The 19,968-nt window shown below is 70.3% G+C and carries 18 protein-coding genes; 10 read left to right on the top strand and 8 right to left on the bottom strand.

Translation table 11 applies throughout. The features are described 5' to 3' along the window. The first annotated feature begins 13 nt into the window (after nt 1-13). A complete protein-coding gene (locus tag ACZ7OI_RS25795; RefSeq protein ID WP_470266755.1) occupies nt 14-820 on the top strand; it encodes a helix-turn-helix domain-containing protein in 807 nt (268 codons plus the stop codon). A gap of 164 nt (nt 821-984) precedes the next feature. Next, on the top strand, nt 985-1,377 hold the full coding sequence (locus tag ACZ7OI_RS25790; protein ID WP_470266754.1) for a VOC family protein: 393 nt from the start codon (nt 985-987) through the stop codon (nt 1,375-1,377). Here the strand turns inward: ACZ7OI_RS25790 and ACZ7OI_RS25785 are convergent. After that, the gene (locus tag ACZ7OI_RS25785) at nt 1,374-1,709 is read right to left on the bottom strand and encodes a cupin domain-containing protein (RefSeq protein WP_470266753.1); all 336 of its coding nucleotides are present in this window, start codon (nt 1,707-1,709) and stop codon (nt 1,374-1,376) included. The two genes, ACZ7OI_RS25790 and ACZ7OI_RS25785, sit on opposite strands and share 4 nt — an antisense overlap. Nucleotides 1,710-1,780: 71 nt before the next feature. Between ACZ7OI_RS25785 and ACZ7OI_RS25780 the strand changes: the two genes are divergently transcribed. Then, nucleotides 1,781-2,716, top strand: a complete 936-nt coding sequence (locus ACZ7OI_RS25780; RefSeq protein ID WP_470266752.1) for a GlxA family transcriptional regulator — start codon at nt 1,781-1,783, stop codon at nt 2,714-2,716. Between the two features lie 45 nt (nt 2,717-2,761). Here ACZ7OI_RS25780 and ACZ7OI_RS25775 read toward each other — a convergent pair whose 3' ends face one another. Next, complete coding sequence (locus tag ACZ7OI_RS25775) at nt 2,762-5,386, bottom strand: fibronectin type III domain-containing protein (RefSeq protein ID WP_470266751.1); 2,625 nt, start codon at nt 5,384-5,386, stop codon at nt 2,762-2,764. Nucleotides 5,387-5,621: 235 nt separating this feature from the next. Between ACZ7OI_RS25775 and ACZ7OI_RS25770 the strand changes: the two genes are divergently transcribed. The 4 genes from ACZ7OI_RS25770 to ACZ7OI_RS25755 all read left to right on the top strand — a co-directional run bounded on the left by ACZ7OI_RS25770 (nt 5,622) and on the right by ACZ7OI_RS25755 (nt 9,399). Next, nucleotides 5,622-6,947, top strand: a complete 1,326-nt coding sequence (locus ACZ7OI_RS25770) for a glycoside hydrolase family 27 protein (protein WP_470266750.1) — start codon at nt 5,622-5,624, stop codon at nt 6,945-6,947. A gap of 259 nt (nt 6,948-7,206) precedes the next feature. After that, nucleotides 7,207-8,061, top strand: coding sequence for a GNAT family N-acetyltransferase (locus tag ACZ7OI_RS25765; protein WP_470266749.1), 855 nt, complete (start codon nt 7,207-7,209; stop codon nt 8,059-8,061). 41 nt (nt 8,062-8,102) lie between these two features. Continuing rightward, nucleotides 8,103-8,960, top strand: a complete 858-nt coding sequence (map, locus tag ACZ7OI_RS25760) for a type I methionyl aminopeptidase (protein WP_470266748.1) — start codon at nt 8,103-8,105, stop codon at nt 8,958-8,960. 10 nt (nt 8,961-8,970) lie between these two features. After that, complete coding sequence (locus tag ACZ7OI_RS25755) at nt 8,971-9,399, top strand: hypothetical protein (RefSeq protein ID WP_470266747.1); 429 nt, start codon at nt 8,971-8,973, stop codon at nt 9,397-9,399. On the opposite strand, the gene ACZ7OI_RS25750 is transcribed toward ACZ7OI_RS25755, so the two are convergent. Beyond that, on the bottom strand, nt 9,400-10,074 hold the full coding sequence (locus ACZ7OI_RS25750; RefSeq protein ID WP_470266746.1) for a FadR/GntR family transcriptional regulator: 675 nt from the start codon (nt 10,072-10,074) through the stop codon (nt 9,400-9,402). 48 nt (nt 10,075-10,122) lie between these two features. Here ACZ7OI_RS25750 and ACZ7OI_RS25745 point away from each other — a divergent pair, with 48 nt between their 5' ends. Further along, entirely contained in the window at nt 10,123-11,406 is a 1,284-nt protein-coding gene (locus ACZ7OI_RS25745; RefSeq protein ID WP_470266745.1) for a CynX/NimT family MFS transporter, read from the top strand. Nucleotides 11,407-11,514: 108 nt separating this feature from the next. Here ACZ7OI_RS25745 and ACZ7OI_RS25740 read toward each other — a convergent pair whose 3' ends face one another. From ACZ7OI_RS25740 to ACZ7OI_RS25730, 3 genes are all read right to left on the bottom strand, one after another. Beyond that, the gene (locus ACZ7OI_RS25740) at nt 11,515-11,787 is read right to left on the bottom strand and encodes a hypothetical protein (protein WP_470266744.1); all 273 of its coding nucleotides are present in this window, start codon (nt 11,785-11,787) and stop codon (nt 11,515-11,517) included. A 101-nt stretch (nt 11,788-11,888) separates the two neighbouring features. Further along, nucleotides 11,889-13,283, bottom strand: coding sequence for a mycothione reductase (locus tag ACZ7OI_RS25735; protein ID WP_470266743.1), 1,395 nt, complete (start codon nt 13,281-13,283; stop codon nt 11,889-11,891). 70 nt (nt 13,284-13,353) lie between these two features. Then, on the bottom strand, nt 13,354-14,214 hold the full coding sequence (locus ACZ7OI_RS25730) for a M15 family metallopeptidase (RefSeq protein WP_470266742.1): 861 nt from the start codon (nt 14,212-14,214) through the stop codon (nt 13,354-13,356). Between the two features lie 172 nt (nt 14,215-14,386). Between ACZ7OI_RS25730 and ACZ7OI_RS25725 the strand changes: the two genes are divergently transcribed. Both ACZ7OI_RS25725 and ACZ7OI_RS25720 read left to right on the top strand, forming a co-directional pair. Further along, nucleotides 14,387-15,205: a S1 family serine peptidase gene (locus tag ACZ7OI_RS25725; RefSeq protein ID WP_470266741.1), complete on the top strand. Its 819-nt coding sequence runs from the start codon at nt 14,387-14,389 to the stop codon at nt 15,203-15,205. A gap of 20 nt (nt 15,206-15,225) precedes the next feature. After that, nucleotides 15,226-15,657, top strand: coding sequence for a GNAT family N-acetyltransferase (locus ACZ7OI_RS25720; protein WP_470266740.1), 432 nt, complete (start codon nt 15,226-15,228; stop codon nt 15,655-15,657). Between the two features lie 148 nt (nt 15,658-15,805). On the opposite strand, the gene ACZ7OI_RS25715 is transcribed toward ACZ7OI_RS25720, so the two are convergent. Continuing rightward, nucleotides 15,806-16,972 carry an 8-amino-7-oxononanoate synthase gene (locus ACZ7OI_RS25715; RefSeq protein ID WP_470266739.1) on the bottom strand — a complete coding sequence of 389 codons (1,167 nt, stop codon included), beginning with the start codon at nt 16,970-16,972 and terminating at the stop codon, nt 15,806-15,808. Between the two features lie 1,025 nt (nt 16,973-17,997). Continuing rightward, a complete protein-coding gene (locus ACZ7OI_RS25710; RefSeq protein WP_470266738.1) occupies nt 17,998-19,725 on the bottom strand; it encodes a DEAD/DEAH box helicase in 1,728 nt (575 codons plus the stop codon). Between the last annotated feature and the right edge of the window lie 243 nt (nt 19,726-19,968).

Below are 19,968 nucleotides of genomic sequence, written 5' to 3'. Positions count from 1 at the left end.
CTAGCCTGGTCGCGTGAGCCACAGCTGGGCCGTCCGTCCGCCGCATCCGGTGCTGCGGGGCCTGGTCACGCGCTACCTGGGCTACGCGCAGGAGAACGTCACCCTCGAGGTGCACCGCGGGCTGCCCTCGCGGCACCTCACGCTGGTGATCAGCCTCGAAGAGCCGATCCGGTACGCCGGGGCCGGAGCGCTGCAGAGCGTGGTCGGCGGCCTGCACACCGAACCCGCGCTGATCACGCAGGACCGGGTGCAGCGAGGCGTGCAACTGGAACTGGACCCGCTGGGGGCGCGGACGCTGCTGGGCGTCACGGCCGCGGAACTGACCGGCCGGGTAACCGACCTGGCCGACTTCGGCGGCGACCTCGCCCGCCTGCCGGACCGGCTGGCGTCGGCGAAGGATTGGCGCACCCGGTTCGCGATCCTCGACGAGGTGCTGGCCGCCCGGGCGGTCGAGCGCGCCGATCCGCCGCCGGAGCTGAACCGCGCCTGGCACGAGCTGCGCCGCAGCCGCGGGTCGCTGAGGGTCGGAGATCTGGCGGACGAGGTCGGCTGGAGTCGTCGGCACCTGGGGGAGAGGTTCCGAGCCGAGCTGGGGCTGGCCCCGAAACAGGCGGCGCGAGTGCTGCGCTTCGAGCACGCGGTGCGGTTGTTGCGCACCGGACATCGTGATCTGGCCGGGATTGCTTATGCCGCTGGGTATTACGACCAGGCGCACTTCTCGAACGAGTGGCGCGCGCTGGCTGGATGCTCGCCGCGGACGTGGATGGCGGAGGAGCTTCCGGCGCTGAGTTACCAGACTGACGATGACGAGCTCGTTTGAAGCGGCTCCGCGCCGTGGCCAAGTCGTCCGTGCGGGGTTGTCGGACGAATCTGAACGGCCGACCTTTCTGACAGTGTTGGGGTGGGCAGCCGCATCACCTTCTCAATGGCACAGCTCCCGTTTCTCCAAGACGAGACAACGCCCGCCTCCGCAGAATCCGTGGCATGACACCTCAACCGACAGTCTGGCCAGCTTTCCGCTACAACGACTCCCACGGCGCGATCCGGTTCCTCACCGACGTTCTCGGCTTCGAAGAAACCCTCGTAGTGCCCGGTGAGAACGGCATCGCGCACGCCGAACTTCGCTGGCCCGAAGGCGGAGCCGTGATGCTGGGCAGCTGCGGCGGCCCCGCCGACGGCGTGCACGACGAGATGAAACCCGGCACCAGCGCGGTGTACGTGGTCTCGGATCGCGTGGACGAGATCTACGCCCGCGTGCGCGAAGCCGGTGCCGAAATCAGCCTGGAGCTGCACGACACCGACTACGGCTCGCACACGTTCACCGTCCGCGATCCCGAAGGAAACGCTTGGACGGTCGGGAGTTACCGCGGCGCTTAGCCCTCGGGGTAGAAGACGAACAGCGTGCAGCCGGTCGCCGTCGCGGGGACGTGCCACGAACCGGCGGGAGCGTGGATGAACGTGCCGGCCGGGTAGTCGCGGGCGCCGTCGTTGAAGACACCGGACACGACGAAGACCTCCTCGGGGCCGGGCTCGTGCACGTCGCGTTCGGGCCACGTGCTGCCGGGGTCGAACTCGACGACGTTGGCGTGCGCGCCGTTTTCGCCCTTCCACAGCGGGCGGAGGCGGATGCCGGGAAACAGGTCCTTCACCGGGGCTTCGTCGACCGGGACCGAGGTGTAGCCCGGCTGGGCAAGGATTTCGGGGTGCATGAGACCCAGCTTGGCTTCCCCGGCGCACGCGGGACAGTGTCAGGAAAGACGTCATAGGGTACTTTCTTGCCATGCATCGCGTGGTGGCCCTCGTCCAGCCGGTGCAGTCGACGTTCGAGCTCGGCTGCGGCGTCGAAGTGTTCGGCGCGACCCGGGGCGGGGTGCCGCAGTACTACGAATTCGAGGTGTGCACGGAGAATCCCGGGCCGGTGCCGACCACGGCCGGATACGAGATCCACGTGTCCAGCGGGCTTTCGGCGCTTTCCAAGGCCGATACGGTGCTGATCCCGGGCTGGACGCCCGTCGAAGCGCCGCTCTCACCGAAGCTACGGCGAGCGTTGCTGCGCGCGCACGAACGAGGCGCGCGGCTGGTCACGATCTGCTCGGGTTCCTTCGCACTGGCCCAGACCGGGCTGCTGGACGGAAGAACGGCGACGACGCACTGGGCGCGGATCGACCAGCTGCAGCGGGATTTCCCGAACCTGCAAGCGGAACCGGACGTGCTGTACGTGGACCACGGCGACGTCGCCACAAGCGCGGGCGCGGGTGCGGGCATCGACCTGTGCCTGCACCTGGTTCGGCGCGACCACGGGGCGGCGCACGCGGCGCTCATCTCGCGGCACATGGTGATGCCGACGCATCGCGAGGGCGGGCAGATGCAGTACGTGCCGCGGCAAGCATCCACAGATGCGCTGGACGGGCTGCTCGACTGGGCGGGAGAACGTCTGGGCACGCCGTTGTCGGTGGAGGATTTGGCTGCCCGCTTGAGGATTTCCCCGAGGACGCTGGCTCGCCGGTTCGCGGATCAGCTCGGGACGAGCCCGGGCGCGTGGCTGCTGTCGCGCCGGGTGGCGGAGGCGCGGCGACTGCTGGAAGAGACGGACCTGTCGGTGGACGCGATCGCGGCACGGGTCGGCTTGGTGTCGGCGGTGAACTTGCGACGCCGGTTCCGGGCGCAGGTGGGGACGACACCGGGGGCGTATCGAAGAGCCTTCCGAATAGGGTGATCGGCGCGTACCGGCAGGGAGGTCCAGTACGCGCCGATCACCGGGTTACGCGGTGGTGGTTTGCACCGTCACCGCGGGGCCGACACCGGTTCCGGTGACGGCGGCGATGGTGAACGTGTACGCGGTCCCGGACTTCAGCCCGTCCACGACGCGGGTCAAGCCCTTCTGCGTGGGCTGGCTGACGATCGTGTCGCGTCCGGTGACCTCGATGGTGCGGCCGTCGGACACGGTGATCCGGTAGCCGATCACCGGGGTGGACCCGGTCTCCTTCGGCGGCGTCCAGTGGATGCTCGCCGCGTCAGCGCTCGGCAGCGCCTTCGCCCCGGTCGGGGCGGCGGCGAGCTGGGTGCCCGGCTGCCCGACCGTGACCGGTGCCGACGGCAGCGACGGCAGGCCAACCCCGAACCGGTTCCGCGCGGCAACCGTGACCGTGTACGTCTGGCCGTCCGTCAGCTTCGGGATCACCGTGTACCCGGTGCGCCCGAAGTCCTTGGCGGACACCGAAGCCGTGACGCTCTGCTTGCCGTTCGAAGCGGTCAGCAGGTAATCCTGCACCGGCGCACCGTTTTCCGCGACAGTCGGGTTCCAGGTCGCGTACAGCTGACCGGACACCGAGAAGGTGCCGATCCGCGTCGGAGCCTGCGGAGCGGACGCGCCGTCGATCCGGCGGTTCAGCACCGAGCGGTGGCCCGGTTCGATCCCCGCGTTGTCCACAATGGACTTCGGCGCGGCGGCCGGGTTGTTCAGCAGGTGGTTGTCCGAGGTGATGACACCCTTCTTGTTGCCGTCCGGATCGCCCTGCTCCCAATAGTTTCCGGAGATGACCGTCGGGTCGTTGTTGCCGAGCGAGTCGCGGTAGTCCACGTGCGTGGAGGCGACGTTGGCGTACGCCGCGTGGTAAAGCACGTTGCCCGAAACGGTTTCGTAGGTGCAGCCGTTGTCGGTGTAGACGGACTTGCCAAGACCCCACTGGTCGTAAATGACGTTCCCGGTCACCTTCTCGCCCTCGGCCTGCGAGGGTCCGGTGATGCCCTGGGTGTAGATGCCGCCGCCGTCGTCCAGCGAAAGCATGTAGTCGTGGATCAGGTTGTCCGACACCACGTTGTTGCGCGAGACGTTCGCCGTCGCGGCCTGCTTGATCTTGTCCGGCCAGCCGCCCCAGCCCATCGAGACGCCGGAGTACGCGACGTGGTCGATCTGGTTGTGCGAAACGACATTGTCCTGCGAGTACCCGTTGACGATTGGCACCCCGCCGGTGAATTCGCGCGGCATGCCGTACAGGTGGTTGTTGGTCACCTTGACTCGCGTCGTCAGGTCCGCGCCGGCAGCGGTGGGCTTGCTGACGCCGCCGATTTCGACGCCGTTGCCGGAGATGTCGGTGAACACGCTGTCGGACACGCTGCTGTCCTGCGCGCCCTCGCCGAGGTCGAGCCCGGCCGCGCCGAGGTGCGCGAACACGGTGTCCCGGAACTCGATCCGCTGCCCGTGCGACATCGAGACGTTGCCGGGTTCCTTCGTCCAGTCCGCGTACGGGCAGGCGCCGCCGGGCGTGAACTGGCACAGGCCCTGCGTGGCCCAGCCGCGTTCGCCGGTGATCCGGTAGCCGGCCTGGATTTCGGAGAACCCTTCCGGCGACGACGGTTCGAGCCAGGTCGCGTAGGAGAACTGGATGCCGCGGAACGAGATGTCGTGGATCGGCTTCTCAGCGGTGCCGCGACCGTCGACGAGCTTCTCCAGCGCGGGCATTTCGACGTCGGCCCAGTGCAGGTTCTCGCCCTTGCGCGGCAGGTAGTACACGGTGTGCGCGGAGCGGTCGAGGTACCACTCGCCGGGAGTGTCCAGCAGCTCGAAGGCATTCTCCACATAGGACGGTTGCCGCCCGTTGGTGAGATCGCCGGGGCCGACCATGTTGACCGAACGGCCGGGGATGTCGGCGAACATCACGCGCCGGGTCGAGTTGTCCCAGCACGGCTGCGCCATGGTGATCGTCGTGCCTGACGCCGAGGCGACCGGGCAGCGCGGCTCGGTCCACTGGCCGAGGCCGTTGCGTTCGACGTTCCACAGCTGCTCGCCGCTGGTGTACACCAGTTCGAGGTCGCTCGGGTTTCGCCAGTGCGCCATGGTGTCCGCGGACGCGGTGTACCCGGTGTCGGTCGCCTTCACACTCACCGGAAGCCGCCCGGACGCCCGCTGCGCGCGGACACCGTCGACGTACAGCTGGCGAGTGTTGTCCAGCCCGGCTGGCGCGGGAGCGGAGTAGAGCCCCGGCCGTCCGGCGACCGGACGCCATCCGTTGACCTGCTTACCGCCGCTGACCACGGTGCCCGGCGAGCCCTGCCAGACGACCCGGTGGCCGTTCGTGCCGGAATCGGCATCGTCGAGTTCGAGCGGCTTGTCGAGCCGGTAGGTGCCCGAGGCGACGTGCACGGTCAGGTCGGAGTTCAGGTGCGCGGCTCGTTGCCGGACCAGCTGCTGGGCGCGGGGGAGCGTGCGCACCGGCGACCAGGCAGCGCCGGATCCGGAATCGTTGCCCCACGGCGAGACGTACACGTCCTGGTTGCCCGGCCACGCCGCAGCCGCACCGGCGGGCAGCAGCGCGGTCGCGGTCAGCACCGCGGCGGCGAGCCCGAGTGCACGCCTCCCGCTGGCGCGCGCTGGTCTGAGCTTCATCCGGGACCTCCGTGTTCGCCAGTGAACGACGCGAGTCTGCGCCGCAAGAAAGATAGGATCTATTCGCGATCGTGTCGAGAGGTCTCGCGCGGATATTCCCAGCATTCACGGTGGTGAACAGGGTTGGCCCGGTCGGCGGGTTCCGTCCCGGCTAGCGGTCAGTGATCCGATGAATCATTGCTGACCCGGGTTCGGCGCGCGTACAACGAAGCGATCCCCGGGAGAGGTGGTCGCGATGAAGCGAAGTCGGATCGGTGTGCTGGCCGCGGCGGTGGCGGTGCTGGCCGGAGCGCTGGCGGGAACAGCCGCGGCGGACAGTCAGTCAGTCGAATCCTGGACGCCGGTGGCGAGAACGCCGCCGATGGGCTGGAGCAGCTGGAGCGCGCTGCGCCGGAAGTTCACCGAGGAGACGATCAAGGCACAGGCCGACGTCATGCACGACCGGCTCGCCGCCCACGGCTATCGGTACATCAACATCGACGCGGGCTGGAACGACCACGTCGACGAGTTCGGCCGCGTCGCGCCGGACCCGAAGAAATTCCCGAACGGCATCGCGTCGCTGGCCCGGTACCTGCACCAGCGCGGCCTGAAATTCGGCATCTACCTGGTGCCCGGCGTCCCGGCGCAAGCGGTCGCGGCCGATTCGCCGATCGAGGGCACGCCGTACCGGGTGCACGACATCGTCATGCCCGGCGCGGGCAACACCGCGGACGACAAATCCGCGAAACTCGACTTCGGCAAGCCCGGCGCGGCCGCGTACGTCCGCTCGCAGGCGCGGCAGCTGGCGTCGTGGGGCGTCGACTACGTCAAAATGGATTTCGTCGGCCCCGGCGGCGGAAAGATCCCCGCGGACAACCGCGAAGACATCCGGCAGTGGCATTCGGCGATCCAGGCCACCGGCCGTCCGATCCACTTGGAACTGTCCAATTCGCTCAGCATTGACGAGGCCGCGACCTGGCAGCGCTACAGCAACGGCTGGCGGATCGAGGGCGACATCGAGTGCTACTCGCACTGCGTCGGCCTCACGAACTGGGACGTGCGGGTCAAGCTGCGCTTCGCCGACGCTCCCAAGTGGACTGGCTTCGCGGGTCCCGGCCACTGGAACGACCTGGATTCCATCGAGGTAGGCAACGGCGAAGCCAACGGCATCACCCCGGACGAGCGGCAAAGCGTCATGACGCTGTGGGCGATCGAATCCTCGCCGCTGCTGCTCGGCACCGACCTGACCAAACTCGACCCGGACGACCTGAAGCTGCTCACCAACCGCGAGGTCCTGGCCGTCGACCAGGCAGGCCGACCGGCACGTCCGGTTTCGCAGGCAACGCAGCAGCAGGTGTGGTTCAGCTCCGACGGCCACGGCGGAGTGACGGTCGCGCTGTTCAACCTGGGCTCGACGGAAGCGCCGGTGACGGCGTCGTGGCAGGACCTGGGGCTGCGCGGCCCGGCGGCGGTGCGGGATCTGTGGGCGCATCGGAACCTGGGGGTGAGCCGGGACAGTTTCACCGCGACACTCGCGCCGCACGCTTCGCGGCTGCTGCACCTGGTTCCGCGGCATCACTGAGCCCGTACGCGGCGGCAGCCGTCCGTGAAGGGCTCCTTCACGGAATCTGATTCTCTCAGGGGGCCCTTCACGGACTCCCGAGGAGAAGCGCTCCGGAGGTGCCCGGGCGGGGTACCTCCGGAGCGCACTGTCCTGGGTTCGAGCACTGTCGGCGCCGAAGCCCGCCGGGGCGCCGCCGTTCGGGTGCGAGGGCCGTTCATCTCAGCGTGTCGGCTGCCTCGCGTTCCGTTCACCCGGTTCATCTGGCACTCTGGACCCCGTGTTGCGGCTTGCAGGTGCACGGCTGCTCGATGATCGGGACTATCCGGCGGTGCGCGCTGCACTCGCCGCCGACCCGGTGGGCAGCTGCATGGTCAGCGCCCGGGTCGAGGCGGCCGGTCTCGACCCGTGGCGTCTTGGTGGCGAGCTGTGGGCGGCCGACGCCCGTCCGGTGCGCGCCGGACGGCTCACCGGGTTGTGTTTCGCCGGACCGAACCTGATCCCGTTGCGCGGCAACGCTTCGGCGCTGCGGTCGTTCGCCGACCGGGCACTGCGCAGGCAACGCACCTGCTCCTCGCTCGTCGGGCCCGCGCCGCAGGTGCTCGGGCTCTGGGACGAGCTGTCGGCGGAATGGGGACCGGCCCGCGAGGTGCGCGGCGACCAGCCGCTGATGGCGCTCGAAGGCGACCCGCTGGTGGCCCCGGACTCCCAGGTCCGCACCGTCCGCCCGCACGAACTGGACCGCTACCTGCCCGCGGCGGTGGCGATGTTCATCGAGGAGGTCGGCGTCGACCCGCGCGCGGGCGACGGCGGAGCCAGCTACCGCGCCAGGGTGAGCGAGCTGATCTCCACCGGCCGCGCGTTCGCCCGGTTCGAGGACGGCGAGGTCGTGTTCAAGGCCGAGATCGGCGCGATGTCCGCGCGCGTCGGCCAGATCCAGGGCGTCTGGGTGCATCCCGACCGGCGCGGCAGCGGCTTGGGCACGGCGGGCACCGCGGCGGTGGTGAATCGCCTGGTCCACGGCCTCGGCCGGACCGCGAGCCTGTACGTGAACGGGTTCAACGCGCCCGCGCTGGCGGCGTACCGGCGGATCGGGTTCCAGCAGGTCGGGCAGTACGCGACCGTGCTGTTCTGAGCTGGCTGCGCCGCGGCCGGGGGAGGTCGTAGGCTGGGGACATGTCCGTTCGCGCCCCGTTGAAGCCCGGCGTCCAGACGCCGCGCCGTGCCGTCCCCGCCGACATCGCCCGCCCCGAGTACGTGGACCGGCCGGCGCCGAAACGGGACACCGGCAACGGAGTGCGCACGCCCGAGGTCATCGAGGCGATGCGGGTCGCGTCGAAGATCGCCGCACAGGCGCTCGAAGAGGGCGGCAAGGCGGTCAAGCCGGGCGCGACCACCGACGACGTCGACAAGGTCGTGCACGAATTCCTGCTCGACCACCGCGCGTACCCGTCGACGCTCGGCTACCGCGGCTTCCCGAAGTCGTGCTGCACCTCGCTGAACGAGGTGATCTGCCACGGCATCCCGGACTCGACCGTGATCGAGGACGGCGACATCTGCAACATCGACGTGACGGCGTTCATCGGCGGCGTGCACGGCGACACCAACGCGACGTTCCTCGCCGGCGACGTCTCCGAGGAGGTGCGGCTCCTGGTCGAGCGCACCCGCGAGGCGACCGCGCGCGCGATCAAGGCGGTCCGCCCCGGCCGTCAGCTCAACGTGATCGGCCGCGTGATCGAGGTGTACGCGAAGCGCTTCGGCTACGGCGTGGTCCGCGACTTCACCGGCCACGGCGTCGGCCCGGCGTTCCACACCGCGCCGACCGTGCTGCACTACGAGGAGCCCTCGGTGCAGACGCTGATCGAAGAGGGCATGACCTTCACGATCGAGCCGATGATCACGCTAGGCACCATCGATTACGACGTGTGGAGCGACGACTGGACGGTCACCACGAAGGACAAGAAGTGGACCGCCCAGTTCGAGCACACCCTGGTCGTGACCGCTGACGGCGCGGAGATCCTGACGCTTCCGTGAGAATGCCTTCGTGAACAACGAAGCGAGACGCGCCGCGGTGGCGGCCCTGATCAGGCTTTCGGAAAGCCCCGGCTATCTCGACCGGGCGGACGCCGGTCGCGCCCTTGCCAGCTTCGCCGAGATGCCGGAGGCCAAGAGGCCGCTGCTGGGACTCGTACTCGACGCGGACAACACGTTTGTCACTCGCGAGACGGCGGAGGCGTTGCTCCGCCGTCATGACTCGGCCGGGCTTGCCGTGGTCGCCGCTGCTCTCGCCGACGCCGACCCGAACCAGAGCGATTGGATCTATACCGCGGTGGACGACGTGTTCGCGGTGGACGGGGTGGACGCACCCGTGCGGGAATGCGAGGCGCTGCGACAGGACGCTGACGAGCGGACGCGTCGCGGCGCGAACCTCTTGACCGCAGTCCTCGCCGCGATCAACCCGACGAACGACTGATCACAAGCCCTCGGCCCGGGCGATCAGCTCGTCCAGGAATCCCGCAGCCTCGGCGGCCGACCGGTCGGCGTCGCGCGCTTCGATCGCGTCCACCAGCTCCCGGTGCCGGATCATCTCCGCGTGCTCCGGATTGTCCGAAGTGGACGCCACGCTCGCGGTGATCGCCTCCATCAGGCCGCGGTACAGCTCCAGGAGCAGCCCGTTGTGCCCGCACCGGACCACGACCTGGTGGAATTCCGCGTCGCTGCGGGCGAAATCGTCGAGGCGGCCTTCCTCCCAGTCGGTGTCGCGCCGGTTGAGCAGGACGCGCAGCTCGGCCACGTCTTCCTCGGTGCGCGCGGTCGCGGCCAGCCGGGCGCCCTCGACCTCCAGCAGCCGGCGCACGTGCAGCACTTCGCGCAGTTCGGTCCCGCACAGCCGGCGGATCGCGCCGGACACCTCGCTCGTCGCGCGCACGTACGTGCCGTCGCCCTGCCGGACCTCAAGAATCCCGGTGTGCGCCAGCGCGCGCACGGCCTCGCGGACCGTGTTGCGCCCGACGCCGAGCTGCGCGGACAGCTCCGGCTCGGTCGGGATCCGGTGCCCGATCGGCCATTCTCCGGCGGTGACCGCCTCGCGCAGCTGGTCGATGACCTGGTCGACGAGTCCGGCACGGCGGGTGGTGGCCAACGGCACAGCCTGATCCCTTCATCCAATCATCCTACGTATGGAATAGTAGCGCACATGTCCGCCGATTCCCGAGACTCTCGAGCCGTGTCCACCGCCACCTATTCCGACCGGCTCGAGCTCGAACTGGAAGGCAGTCTCGAGGAAGAGGTGCCCGCTGGTTCGAGCTCGAGCCGGCCGGGCGTGGTGGCCGGCGGCGTGCTGCTGGCGGTCGCGGTGGTGCTGACGGCGATGAACCTGCGGCCGGCGATCACGAGCGTCGGCCCGCTGCTCGCGGAAATGCGCGGAAGCCTCGGCGCTTCCGCGGTGTGGGCGAGCATCCTCACGACCCTGCCCGGCCTCTGCTTCGCGGGCGCCGGCCTGGCCGCGCCCGTGCTGTCGCGCCGCCTGGGCATCGGTTCGGCGATCGGCCTCGCGCTGGCGGTGCTGACCGCGGGCCTGGTGGTGCGGGTGCTCGACGGACCGTACGTCGTGCTCGGCGGCACGCTCGTCGCCACCGCGGGAATCGCGCTGGTCAACGTGCTGATCCCGGTGGTCATCAAGGATTCGTTCCCGGCTCGCGTCGGGCTCATGACCGGCGTCTACACCGCGGCGCTGCAGGGCGGCGGCGCGGCGGGTTCCGCACTGAGCCCGCCGCTGGAATCGGCCTTCGGCGGCTGGCGTGCCGCGCTCGGCGCGTGGGGTGTGCTGTCGGCGATCGCTTTGGTGGCGTGGCTGATCGCTTCCCGCGGCGCGGGCCGCCCGCCGCGCCCGGCCGCCGGTGCCGCTCGCGCCCGGTCGCTGATGCGCAGCCCGCTGGCGTGGATCGTCACGATCTTCTTCGGCCTGCAGTCGTTCATCGCCTACGTCGTGATGGGCTGGCTGCCGCAGGTCTTCATCGACTCGGGCGTCAGCAAAGCCGACGCCGGCCTGCTGCTCGGCCTGATCTCGGTGATCGCGGTGCCGATCAGCCTGGTGATCCCGCCGATCGCGGCGCGGCAGAAGAGCCAGAGCCCGTGGATCGTTGGAATGGGCGTCTTCGGCGCCGCCGGGATGCTGGGCCTGGTCATCGCGCCCGGGTTCTCGCCGCTGCTGTGGAGCGTCCTGCTCGGCATCGGGATGAGCGTGTTCTCGCTGGCGCTGACGGTGATCGCCCTGCGGGCCCGCAGCGGCGCCGAGACGGCGCGGTTGTCGGGGATGGCGCAGGGCTTCGGGTACCTGCTCGCCGCGGTGGGGCCGTTCGTGTTCGGCCTGCTGCACGACGCGACCGGGAGCTGGACGGTGTCGTTGATCGTGCTGCTCGCGGTGATGGTGACGCAGATGATCTTCGGCGGCCTCGCCGGGCGACGCCGCTTCGTCTGACCTGACGGGAAACGGGCGGCCGGTGGGTTACCGGCCGCCCGTTTCCGTTTGGTCACTGGCCCTGGTGGGAGTTGTCCACTGTGGACACTCCCTGCGTGCGGAAGTCCCTTAACTCGCCAGCGCCGCGTCTTCCAGCACCGGCCCGGGAAGCTGGCCGGTGCGCCGGACGTCGTCGAGCGCGGCCACCGCGACCGCGAGGCATTCCGCGGCCCGTTCGGACGGCATCGCCCGAAGCTCTTCCAGCAATGCCTGCGTCGCGGCCGTCGTCCCGAGTTCCGCCCGCCGGACGGCGAACATCAGCTCGAGATCCGTGACCTCGCTCCAGCGAGCGGCCAAATCCTTCGCGGCCACAACGATTCCCCCGGCGATCATGTCGGTCATGTCAGTCCCCGCACCTCCGCGAGAACAGTAACAACGCGACATCCTTGTTACCCGATTCGGGAATCGTCCTCCCGCGAGATCAACTCTGGGTATCCCCGGGGTCAGTCGAGCGGCAGGTTCAGCAGCGCGTTCTCCACCAGTTCCGGCATCGCCGGGTGGATCCAGTACTGCCCGCGCGCCATCGACCGCGCGTCGAGTCCGAAGCTCATCGCCTGGATCAGCGGCTGGATCACCGTCGAGGCCTGCGGGCCGATGATGTGCGCGCCCAGCAGCTTTCCGGTCGCCGGATCGGCCAGCAGCTTCGCGAAACCGGTGGTGTCCTCCATCGCCCAGCCGTAGGCGATGCCCGCGTAGTCCTGCTTCGAGACCACAAAGGACAGTCCGCGCTCGGTCGCCTGCGCCTCGGTCAGCCCGACCGACGCCACCTGCGGCGAGGTGAACACCGCGTGCGGCACGAAGCGGTGGTCGGCCTTGATCCGGTCGTCCGGGTGCGCCAGATTGTGTTGCACCACACGGGCTTCGTGGTTCGCGACGTGCTTCAGCTCCAGGGGCGACGAGATGTCGCCGAGCGCGTAGATGCCCTCGACGGACGTCTGCTGGTAGTCGTCCACCACGACGTGCCCGCGCTCGGTGGTGGCGACGCCGGTGGCGGCCACGTCGAGCAGATCCGAGTTCGGCTTGCGGCCGGTGGCGACCAGGATCAGGTCGGCCTCGACGGCCTCGGCGCCCTGCGGGCCTTCGAGATCCAGCGCGACCCCGTTGTCCGTGCGGCGCGCGCGAACCGTCTTGCGGTCCAGCCGGACGTCGAACCGCTGCGAAGCCAGTTCGGTGAACCGGGCGCTGACGTCCGCGTCCTCCTGCCGCAGCAGCGCGCCCGAGCGGTTCACCATCGTGACCGCGACGCCGAACGACGCGAAGACGTGCGCGAATTCCGCCGCGATGTAGCCGCCGCCGAGGACGACGATCCGCTCCGGCAGGGCGTCGAGGCGCATGATCGTGTCGGAGGTGTAGTAGCCGGTTTCGGCCAGCCCCGGCACGTCCGGGATCACCGGACGGCCGCCCGCGGCGAGCACGAACCGGTCGGCGGTGACGACCTCGTCCGGACGGCCGTCGGCGAAGCTGACCCGCAGCTCCTTCATGCCGGTGAACCGGCCCTCGCCGCGGTAAACGTCGACGTTGCGGTTGTCCTCGTGGTTCTCGCGGTACTCCGCGCCGCCCTCGGCGATCGGGTCGATCCGGCCGAAGATCCGGTCCCGGATGTCCGGCCAGCGCACCGCGGTGAGCTCCTCGTCCACGCCGAAGCGCGAGCTGCCCGCGGGCGTCGCGGCGACGTCGGCGGCGTAGACGAACATCTTCGTCGGGATGCAGCCGACGTTCAGGCAGGTCCCGCCGAACACGCCTTTCTCCACGATGGCCGTCCGGAGGTCGGCGAACTCCGGCCCGAGGATCGAGTTTCCCGATCCGGTCCCGATGATCACCAGGTCGTAGTGCGGCACGGCGGTCCTTCCCGAAAGCGGTCTGCTGCCAGCCTAGTCAACCCCGGCACCCCGCCCCGGTGTTCCCGGATCACTCGCCGTTGGCTGTGAAATGCATCCGGTCGACCGGAGAGGTCCACGCCCCGCCCCACTGCCAGCCCGCTCCGGCGAACGCGCGCACGACCGGCCCGCCGGCGGTGACCATCCCCGGCCGCACGTTCGCGCGGTCGACGTAGGCGGACGCCAGCTCCGGCACGACGAGGTCGTCCTTGGTGTAGGGATTGCAGAACGGGTTGACGTCCACGGCGAGCCCGTACGCGTGCGCGGACCAGTTCTTCTGCCCGCGCATCGGACGGCAGACGAACGCACTGGTGTCGTTGCCGTCGCCGGTCGGCGGCGCGGTGAGTTCGGCGGGGGAGGTGATGCGCATTTCCTCGATGGGGAACTGCTGCGCGTACAGCTCGCTGAACGCTTTCACCACCGCCGAGGCGCCGTCCTTGTTCACCAGCAGCTCGCCGGTGTGCGCGCGATGGTCGAAGCCCCAGAAGGAAAGCGTGACGTAGCGGAGGTCGGCCGACGACACCGGACAGGCGGCCTGCCAGGTGCTTCGCTTGAGCACGGTGTCGGGGACGTCGTCGATCTTCGCGGTGTACGTGGTGCTCGACGGCGGCGGGAGGAAATCCCGGGTCGGCAGCGAGCGGTTCACCAGTTCGGGTGGAGTCGGCTGGATCTCGCCGAAGCCGTCCGGGCGCAGCGGAAGCGGATGAGCACCCACCTGCCAGGTGACGGCGGGAGCGCTCGTTGCTGTCCGAGTTGCCGGAAGTGTCGGGCTGGGCGTCGCCGACGGCGCGGTCAACGGGCTCGGCGGGGGTGCCGCGGGCGTGCTCGTGGCACATCCGGCCAGCAAGAAGAGTGTCAGCGCGCTGGCCGTCGCGGCTGTTTTCCGTCGCATGACTCCACCTAAGCGAATGCGCCCGGTGTATAGAGAGTCCACCCGTTCCAGTGACACCGTTTTGGGCTTGGCCCGTTTAGGGTAATCGCGGCCGTGTGTGCACGCGCCGGAATCAGGTGATTCCCGTGCGCGTCCAGGCTGTGCTGTCGTAGTGCCGATGAAGGGAAAGCCCATGCCCGCGAAGTTCCGTCGTCCGGTCTTGCTCGCGGCGGGGTCGCTGCTCGCCGCCGCGATCGCGGTCCCGGTCGGCTCGGCCTGGGCGTCGACGCCTTCCGACCCCGGCTCGCACGCGCAGCCGCGGATCGTCGGCGGCAGCGAAGCCTCGCTGGCCGACCACCCGTACGCGGTGTACCTCACCGACCAGAGCGGTTCGCAGTTCTGCGGCGCGGTGATCGTGAGCCCGTCCGCGGTGGCGACCGCCGCGCACTGCGCGAAAGCCATGTCGAAATCGTCGGTCCGCGTGGTCGCCGGCCGCCAGGACAAACGCGGTGACGACGGCGTGGAACTCGGCGTCTCGCGGGTCTGGGTGAACCCGGACTACAGCGACCCGACCAAGGGCGACGACATCGCGGTCCTCACCGTCCGCGGACGGCTGCCGTACCGCGCGGCGAAACTCGCGGGCAAGAACGACCAGTCGCTGTACGCGGAAGGCACGAAGGCGACCGTGCTCGGCTGGGGCCGCCTTTCCGAGGGCGGCGAGCGCTCGGACGTGCTGCGCAGCGCCGAGGTGCCGGTCGTGAGCGACTCCACCTGCAAATCGGCTTACGACACCTACGACCCGGCGAGCATGGTGTGCGCCGGCTACCCGCAGGGCGGCCAGGACGCCTGCCAGGGAGATTCCGGCGGCCCGCTCGTCGAAGGCGACACGCTGGTCGGCATCGTGTCCTTCGGCGACGGCTGCGGAAAGCCGGGCAAGCCCGGGGTGTACACGCGGGTTTCGCAGTTCTCGGACGACATCGCGGCGCAATCCCAGGCGCGGCTCTTCGGCTGAGCTGTGTTAAGCAGGGTGGTGTGACGACTCTGCACCGTGCTGCTGGACCCGACCTCGCTGCCGCCGATCTGTACGAGATTCTCCGGCTGCGGTCGGACGTGTTCGTGGTGGAACAAGACTGCGTGTACGCCGACATCGACGGGCGCGACCTGCTTCCGGAGACGCAGCACCTGTGGCTGACTTCTGGCTCGGAGGTTCTGGCGTACCTGCGGGTACTGGCCGAACCTGGCGGCGGCGCACGGATCGGCCGCGTGGTGACGGCGAAGTCGGCGCGCGGCCAGGGGTTGGCGGCGCAGTTGATGGCGGCCGCGTTGGAGGGTGCGGCGGGGGAGTTCGTGCTGGACGCGCAGACTTATGCGCAGCAGCTTTACGCGCGGTTCGGGTTTGTGGCTGAGGGCGAGGAATACCTTGAGGACGGGATTCCGCACATCACCATGCGTCGCCGGGGTTAGCCGTCGCGGCGATTGCCTTCACGGAGGCTTTGGCGGACCTGCGCGGGGTCGCGTCACCCGGTGCGGGCGGCGGTTGCGTGCTGTTGCGGGTGCCTGAATGCGCGGCAGCCCTATACCGGTCCGTGGCCGAGGACCCGTACCGCCGGGGTTAGCCGCGAGGCGCGGTCGCCGCGATCACCTTCACCGCGCGGTCGATGTCCGCTTCGGACAGGTCCGCGCGGGCGGTGAGGCGCAGCCGGGAAACGCCGTCCGGTACCGCGGGCGGGCGGAAGCAGCCGACCTGGATTCCTTGCTCCGCACAGGCTTCCGCCCACGCGGTGGCTGCTTGCGGCGACGACGTCTGCAGCGCGACCACCGCGGTTTCCGGGAGCTCGACCGGCAGCCCGGCGTTCTTCAGCCCCATCGCGAGGTTTCCGGCGTTCTCGACGACCTTCGCCGGCAGATCCGGTTCGGACTTGAGCACCTGCAACGCAGTCAGCGCGGCGGCGGCGCTCGCCGGAGCGAGGGCGGTGTCGAAGATGAAGCTGCGCGCGGTGTCCACGAGATGCCGGATCACGCGGCGTGGCCCGACGACGGCACCGCCTTGCGAGCCGAGGGCGTTGGAGAGCGTAAGGGTGGTGACGACGTCCGGCGCGGAGGACAGCCCCGCGGCGTGCACCGCGCCCCGTCCGCCTTCGCCGAGGACGCCGAAGCCGTGCGCGTCGTTGACCACCAGCGCGGCACTGTGCGCACGGCAGATTTCGGCGAGCTCGCCCAGCGGCGCGAGTTCGCCGTCGGCCGAGAACACCGAGTCGGCGACCACGACCGCGCGCGGTTTGCGTCGCGTGGCCAACGCGTGCTTGATCGCCGACGGGGACGAATGCTCGACCGCCGCGATGTCCGCGCGGGACAGGCGGCACCCTTCGACCAGCGAGGCGTGGACGTACTTGTCGGTGACGATCGCCGATTCGGACCCGGACAGGGCCGTCACCGCGCCGAGGTTCGCGGTGAATCCGGAGGAGAACACCAGCGCCGCCTGGGCTCCGCAGAACCGGGCGAGTTCGTGTTCGAGTTCCGCGTGGAGTTCGGTGGACCCGGTGACCAGGCGCGATCCAGTCGCCCCGGCACCCCAGCGCAACGCGGCCGCGGCGGCAGCTCCGGCGACGCGCTTGTCCCGAGCGAGGCCGAGGTAGTCGTCGCCCGCTAGGTCGAGCGCGGTGTGCTGCGCGGGCCGAGGGTTCATCCGCCGGGAGAGACCGGCTTCCGCGCGCCGCTGGCCTTCGGTTTCAAGCCAGTCGAAGACGTTCTCAGGCGGCAGCGGCGGAGTGTCAGTCACTCAGGCAGTGTCGCATCCGGCCGGGTGACGCGTTTCCCGCCCCTGCCCTTGCCTCTGCCGCGGGACGGCCGGGAAGCGGGGCGGGGCAACGGGAATCGGGCCGATGCGGCGGCTTCGGGAGTGGCGGGCTGGCGGTGTGTGGGTTGGCGGGGCGTGGTCTTGCTCGGCGGTGACTGCTGCGGGTCGGCGGAGGGTGGGTTCGGCGGGTGGTCCGGCGGGCCGGGGCTTGCTTGGCGGTGACTGCTGCGGGTCGGCGGCGGGTGGTTCGGCGGGCGGGGCTTTGCTCGGCGGCTGCTGCGGGTTGGCGGAGGGGCGGTTCGGCGGGCAGGGCCTTGCTTGGCTGTGGCTGCTGCGCCGGGGAGCGCGGTGCCTGGCGGAGCGTGGCTCGGCGGACGCGACCTTGCTAAGCGGCGGGTGACGCGCCGGGGGTGGCGCGCGGGTGCGGTGTCTGGCGGAGGTGGCCCGGTAGGCGAGGCCTTGCTTGGCGGCGGTTGCGGTGCCGGAGCCTTGCTTGGCGGTGGTGATGGCCGCGGTGCCGGGGTGCGATGGCTGGTGGAGAGTCGTCTGGCGGACGGGGACCTTGTTTGGCGGCGCCTGCTGCGGGCTGGCGGAGGTGGTCTGGCGGACGGGGACCTTGCTCGGCGGCGCCTGCTGCGGGCTGATGGAGGGTGGTTCGGCGGACGGGGACCTTGTTCGGCGACGGCTGCTGCGTCTGGCGTGGCTCGCGGGCCGCGGTTACTGGCCTGGCTGGCGGAGCGTGGTCCGGCGGGTGAAAACCTTGCTCGGTAGCGACTGCTGCGCTGGGCGTGAGCGGTGGGGCGCGGTGACTGGCGCGGCGGCCGCGCGACCCTGCGATGCAGCGACTGCTGTGCCGGGCAAGGCTTGCGGGCAGCGATGACTGGCGCTGGCTGGCGGTGCGCCCGCCTTCGGCCGTTGCGGTGCGACTCGGCTCAGCAGGCGGAACTCGCCCGGAAACCAAGAACGGCCCCGCCGAAGCGGGGCCGTTCTCAGTGTTCAAGCGTCAATCAGGCGTCGTGTCCGCGACGCGGGCCACGGCTCGGGCGACCGAAGCCGCCGCCGGAGCGCGACTGCTTGCGGCTGCGGCTGTAACCGCCGCCGCCGTGGTTTTCACGGGAGGCGTAACCGCCTTCGCGTGCGTAGCCGCCCTCGCGACCGCCTTCGCGGGAGTAGCCGCCTTCGCGACCGCCCTCGCGTGCGTAGCCGCCATCGCGCGGACCGCGGCCCTCGTACGAACCGCGGTTGTAGCCGCCTTCGCGGGAACCGCCGTTGTCACGCGAGCCGTAACCGCCGCGGTCTTCGCGGGCGCCGTAGCCGCCGCGACCGCCTTCGCGGGAGCCGCGGTAGCCGCCGCCCTCGCGCGGGCCGCCGCGGAAGCCGCCGCGGTCGCCGCCGAAGCCTCGGCCGCCGGAGCGGCGCGGGGACTCCCGGCGACGCTCCACCACCGGCTCGCCGCTCGGCTCGCGGGCGCCGGTGATGCGCGACAGGTCCTCGTCCTCGACGCGGATCATCGTGGTCTCGGCGCGGACGCCGGCCCGGTCGGTCATCCGGCGGACGGTGCGCCGCTGGTCGTGCGTCACCAGGGTGACGACGATGCCGGACGCGCCCGCCCGGGCGGTGCGGCCCGCACGGTGCAGGTAGTCCTTGTGGTCCGCGGCCGGGTCGACGTGCAGCACCAGGGAGATGTCGTCGACGTGGATGCCGCGCGCGGCGACGTCGGTGGCCACCAGGACCGCCGCGTGGCCTTCCTTGAAGTCGGAGAGGACGCGGTTGCGCTGGCCCTGGGTCTTGCCGCCGTGCAGGGCGACCGCGTGCACGCCGCTTTCGCGCAGCCGCTCGGTGAGCCGGTCCACGTGGTGCTTGGTGCGCACGAACATGATCGTGCGGCCCTCGCGGGCGCCGATCCGGGTGATGATGTCCTGCTTGTCCGAGTGCGACACCTGGAACAGGTGGTGGTCCATGGTGGTGACGCTCGCGGTCGACGGCGCGACCGAGTGCGTGACCGGGTCGGCCAGGTACTGCCGGACCAGCTTGTCGACGTCGCCGTCGAGCGTCGCGGAGAACAGCAGCCGCTGCCCGCCGGGAGGGGTCAGGTCCATGATCTCGCGGACCTGCGGCATGAAGCCCATGTCGGCCATCTGGTCGGCCTCGTCGAGCGCGATGAAGTTGCAGTCGCCGAGCGAGGCGGTGCCCTGGCGGACGTGGTCCGACAGCCGTCCAGGGGTGGCGATCAGCAGGTCGACGCCGCGGGCGAGCGATTCCGCCTGGCGGCCGAAGGACATGCCGCCGACCGCGGTGCGGCACCACAGGCCGAGGGACTTGGCGAGCGGGGTCAGCGAGTCGGCCACCTGCATGGCCAGCTCGCGGGTCGGCACCAGCACGAGCGCACGGGGGCGCTTCGGGCGGGCCTTGCCGCCGTCGAGCCGGGCCAGGATGGCCAGGCCGAAGGCCAGCGTCTTGCCGGAGCCGGTCTGGGCGCGGCCCAGCACGTCGCGGCCTGCCAGCGCGTCCGGGATAGTCGCGGACTGGATCGGGAACGGAGCGTCGATGCCCGCCTCGGCGAGCGCCCGCATCAGCGGTTCGGGCAGGCCCAGCTGGGCGAAGGTCTTCACGGCGGGGGTTTCCACCGTGTCGTCGTGGAGAACGTCTCCACCGGCCGGCCGGTGCCGCGGCTTGCGCTCGGGGCGGCCCGCTCGGGAGCGGGCGGACTGGCCGGAGTCGTACGTGATCGTCACAAATGCCTCTCGGACGTGGCACGTCGCAAGGAGGCCCGGGCTGCCCGCACGCAGGCAGGGCAAGATGGTGTGGCGATGGGCGTTCACAGGGACGGACCCGGTGCGCCTAGCCATGGCATGGCACACCGACGGAAATTGCTTCGGATGGCCGCGAGTCCTTCTGCGGACTGTGGAGGCGACGGACACCAACTCATCCACGCCGCCGTTGCGGTCTTGACACACTCTACCTGAGAGATCGCGGTT

Source organism: Amycolatopsis sp. NPDC114503 (assembly GCF_055633655.1).
The sequence above is the reverse complement of the archived record's forward strand: the minus strand, read 5'-3'. Positions and strand labels throughout refer to the sequence as shown.

Excerpts from the sequence above, each read along its gene's own strand:
- ACZ7OI_RS25790 (WP_470266754.1), top strand. The coding sequence starts at position 985 with ATGACACCTCAACCGACAGTCTGGCCAGCTTTCCGCTACAACGACTCC.
- ACZ7OI_RS25785 (WP_470266753.1), bottom strand. The coding sequence starts at position 1,709 with ATGCACCCCGAAATCCTTGCCCAGCCGGGCTACACCTCGGTCCCGGTC.
- ACZ7OI_RS25780 (WP_470266752.1), top strand. The coding sequence starts at position 1,781 with ATGCATCGCGTGGTGGCCCTCGTCCAGCCGGTGCAGTCGACGTTCGAG.
- ACZ7OI_RS25775 (WP_470266751.1), bottom strand. The coding sequence starts at position 5,386 with ATGAAGCTCAGACCAGCGCGCGCCAGCGGGAGGCGTGCACTCGGGCTC.
- ACZ7OI_RS25770 (WP_470266750.1), top strand. The coding sequence starts at position 5,622 with ATGAAGCGAAGTCGGATCGGTGTGCTGGCCGCGGCGGTGGCGGTGCTG.
- map (WP_470266748.1), top strand. The coding sequence starts at position 8,103 with ATGTCCGTTCGCGCCCCGTTGAAGCCCGGCGTCCAGACGCCGCGCCGT.
- ACZ7OI_RS25745 (WP_470266745.1), top strand. The coding sequence starts at position 10,123 with ATGTCCGCCGATTCCCGAGACTCTCGAGCCGTGTCCACCGCCACCTAT.
- ACZ7OI_RS25740 (WP_470266744.1), bottom strand. The coding sequence starts at position 11,787 with ATGACCGACATGATCGCCGGGGGAATCGTTGTGGCCGCGAAGGATTTG.
- ACZ7OI_RS25730 (WP_470266742.1), bottom strand. The coding sequence starts at position 14,214 with ATGCGACGGAAAACAGCCGCGACGGCCAGCGCGCTGACACTCTTCTTG.
- ACZ7OI_RS25725 (WP_470266741.1), top strand. The coding sequence starts at position 14,387 with ATGCCCGCGAAGTTCCGTCGTCCGGTCTTGCTCGCGGCGGGGTCGCTG.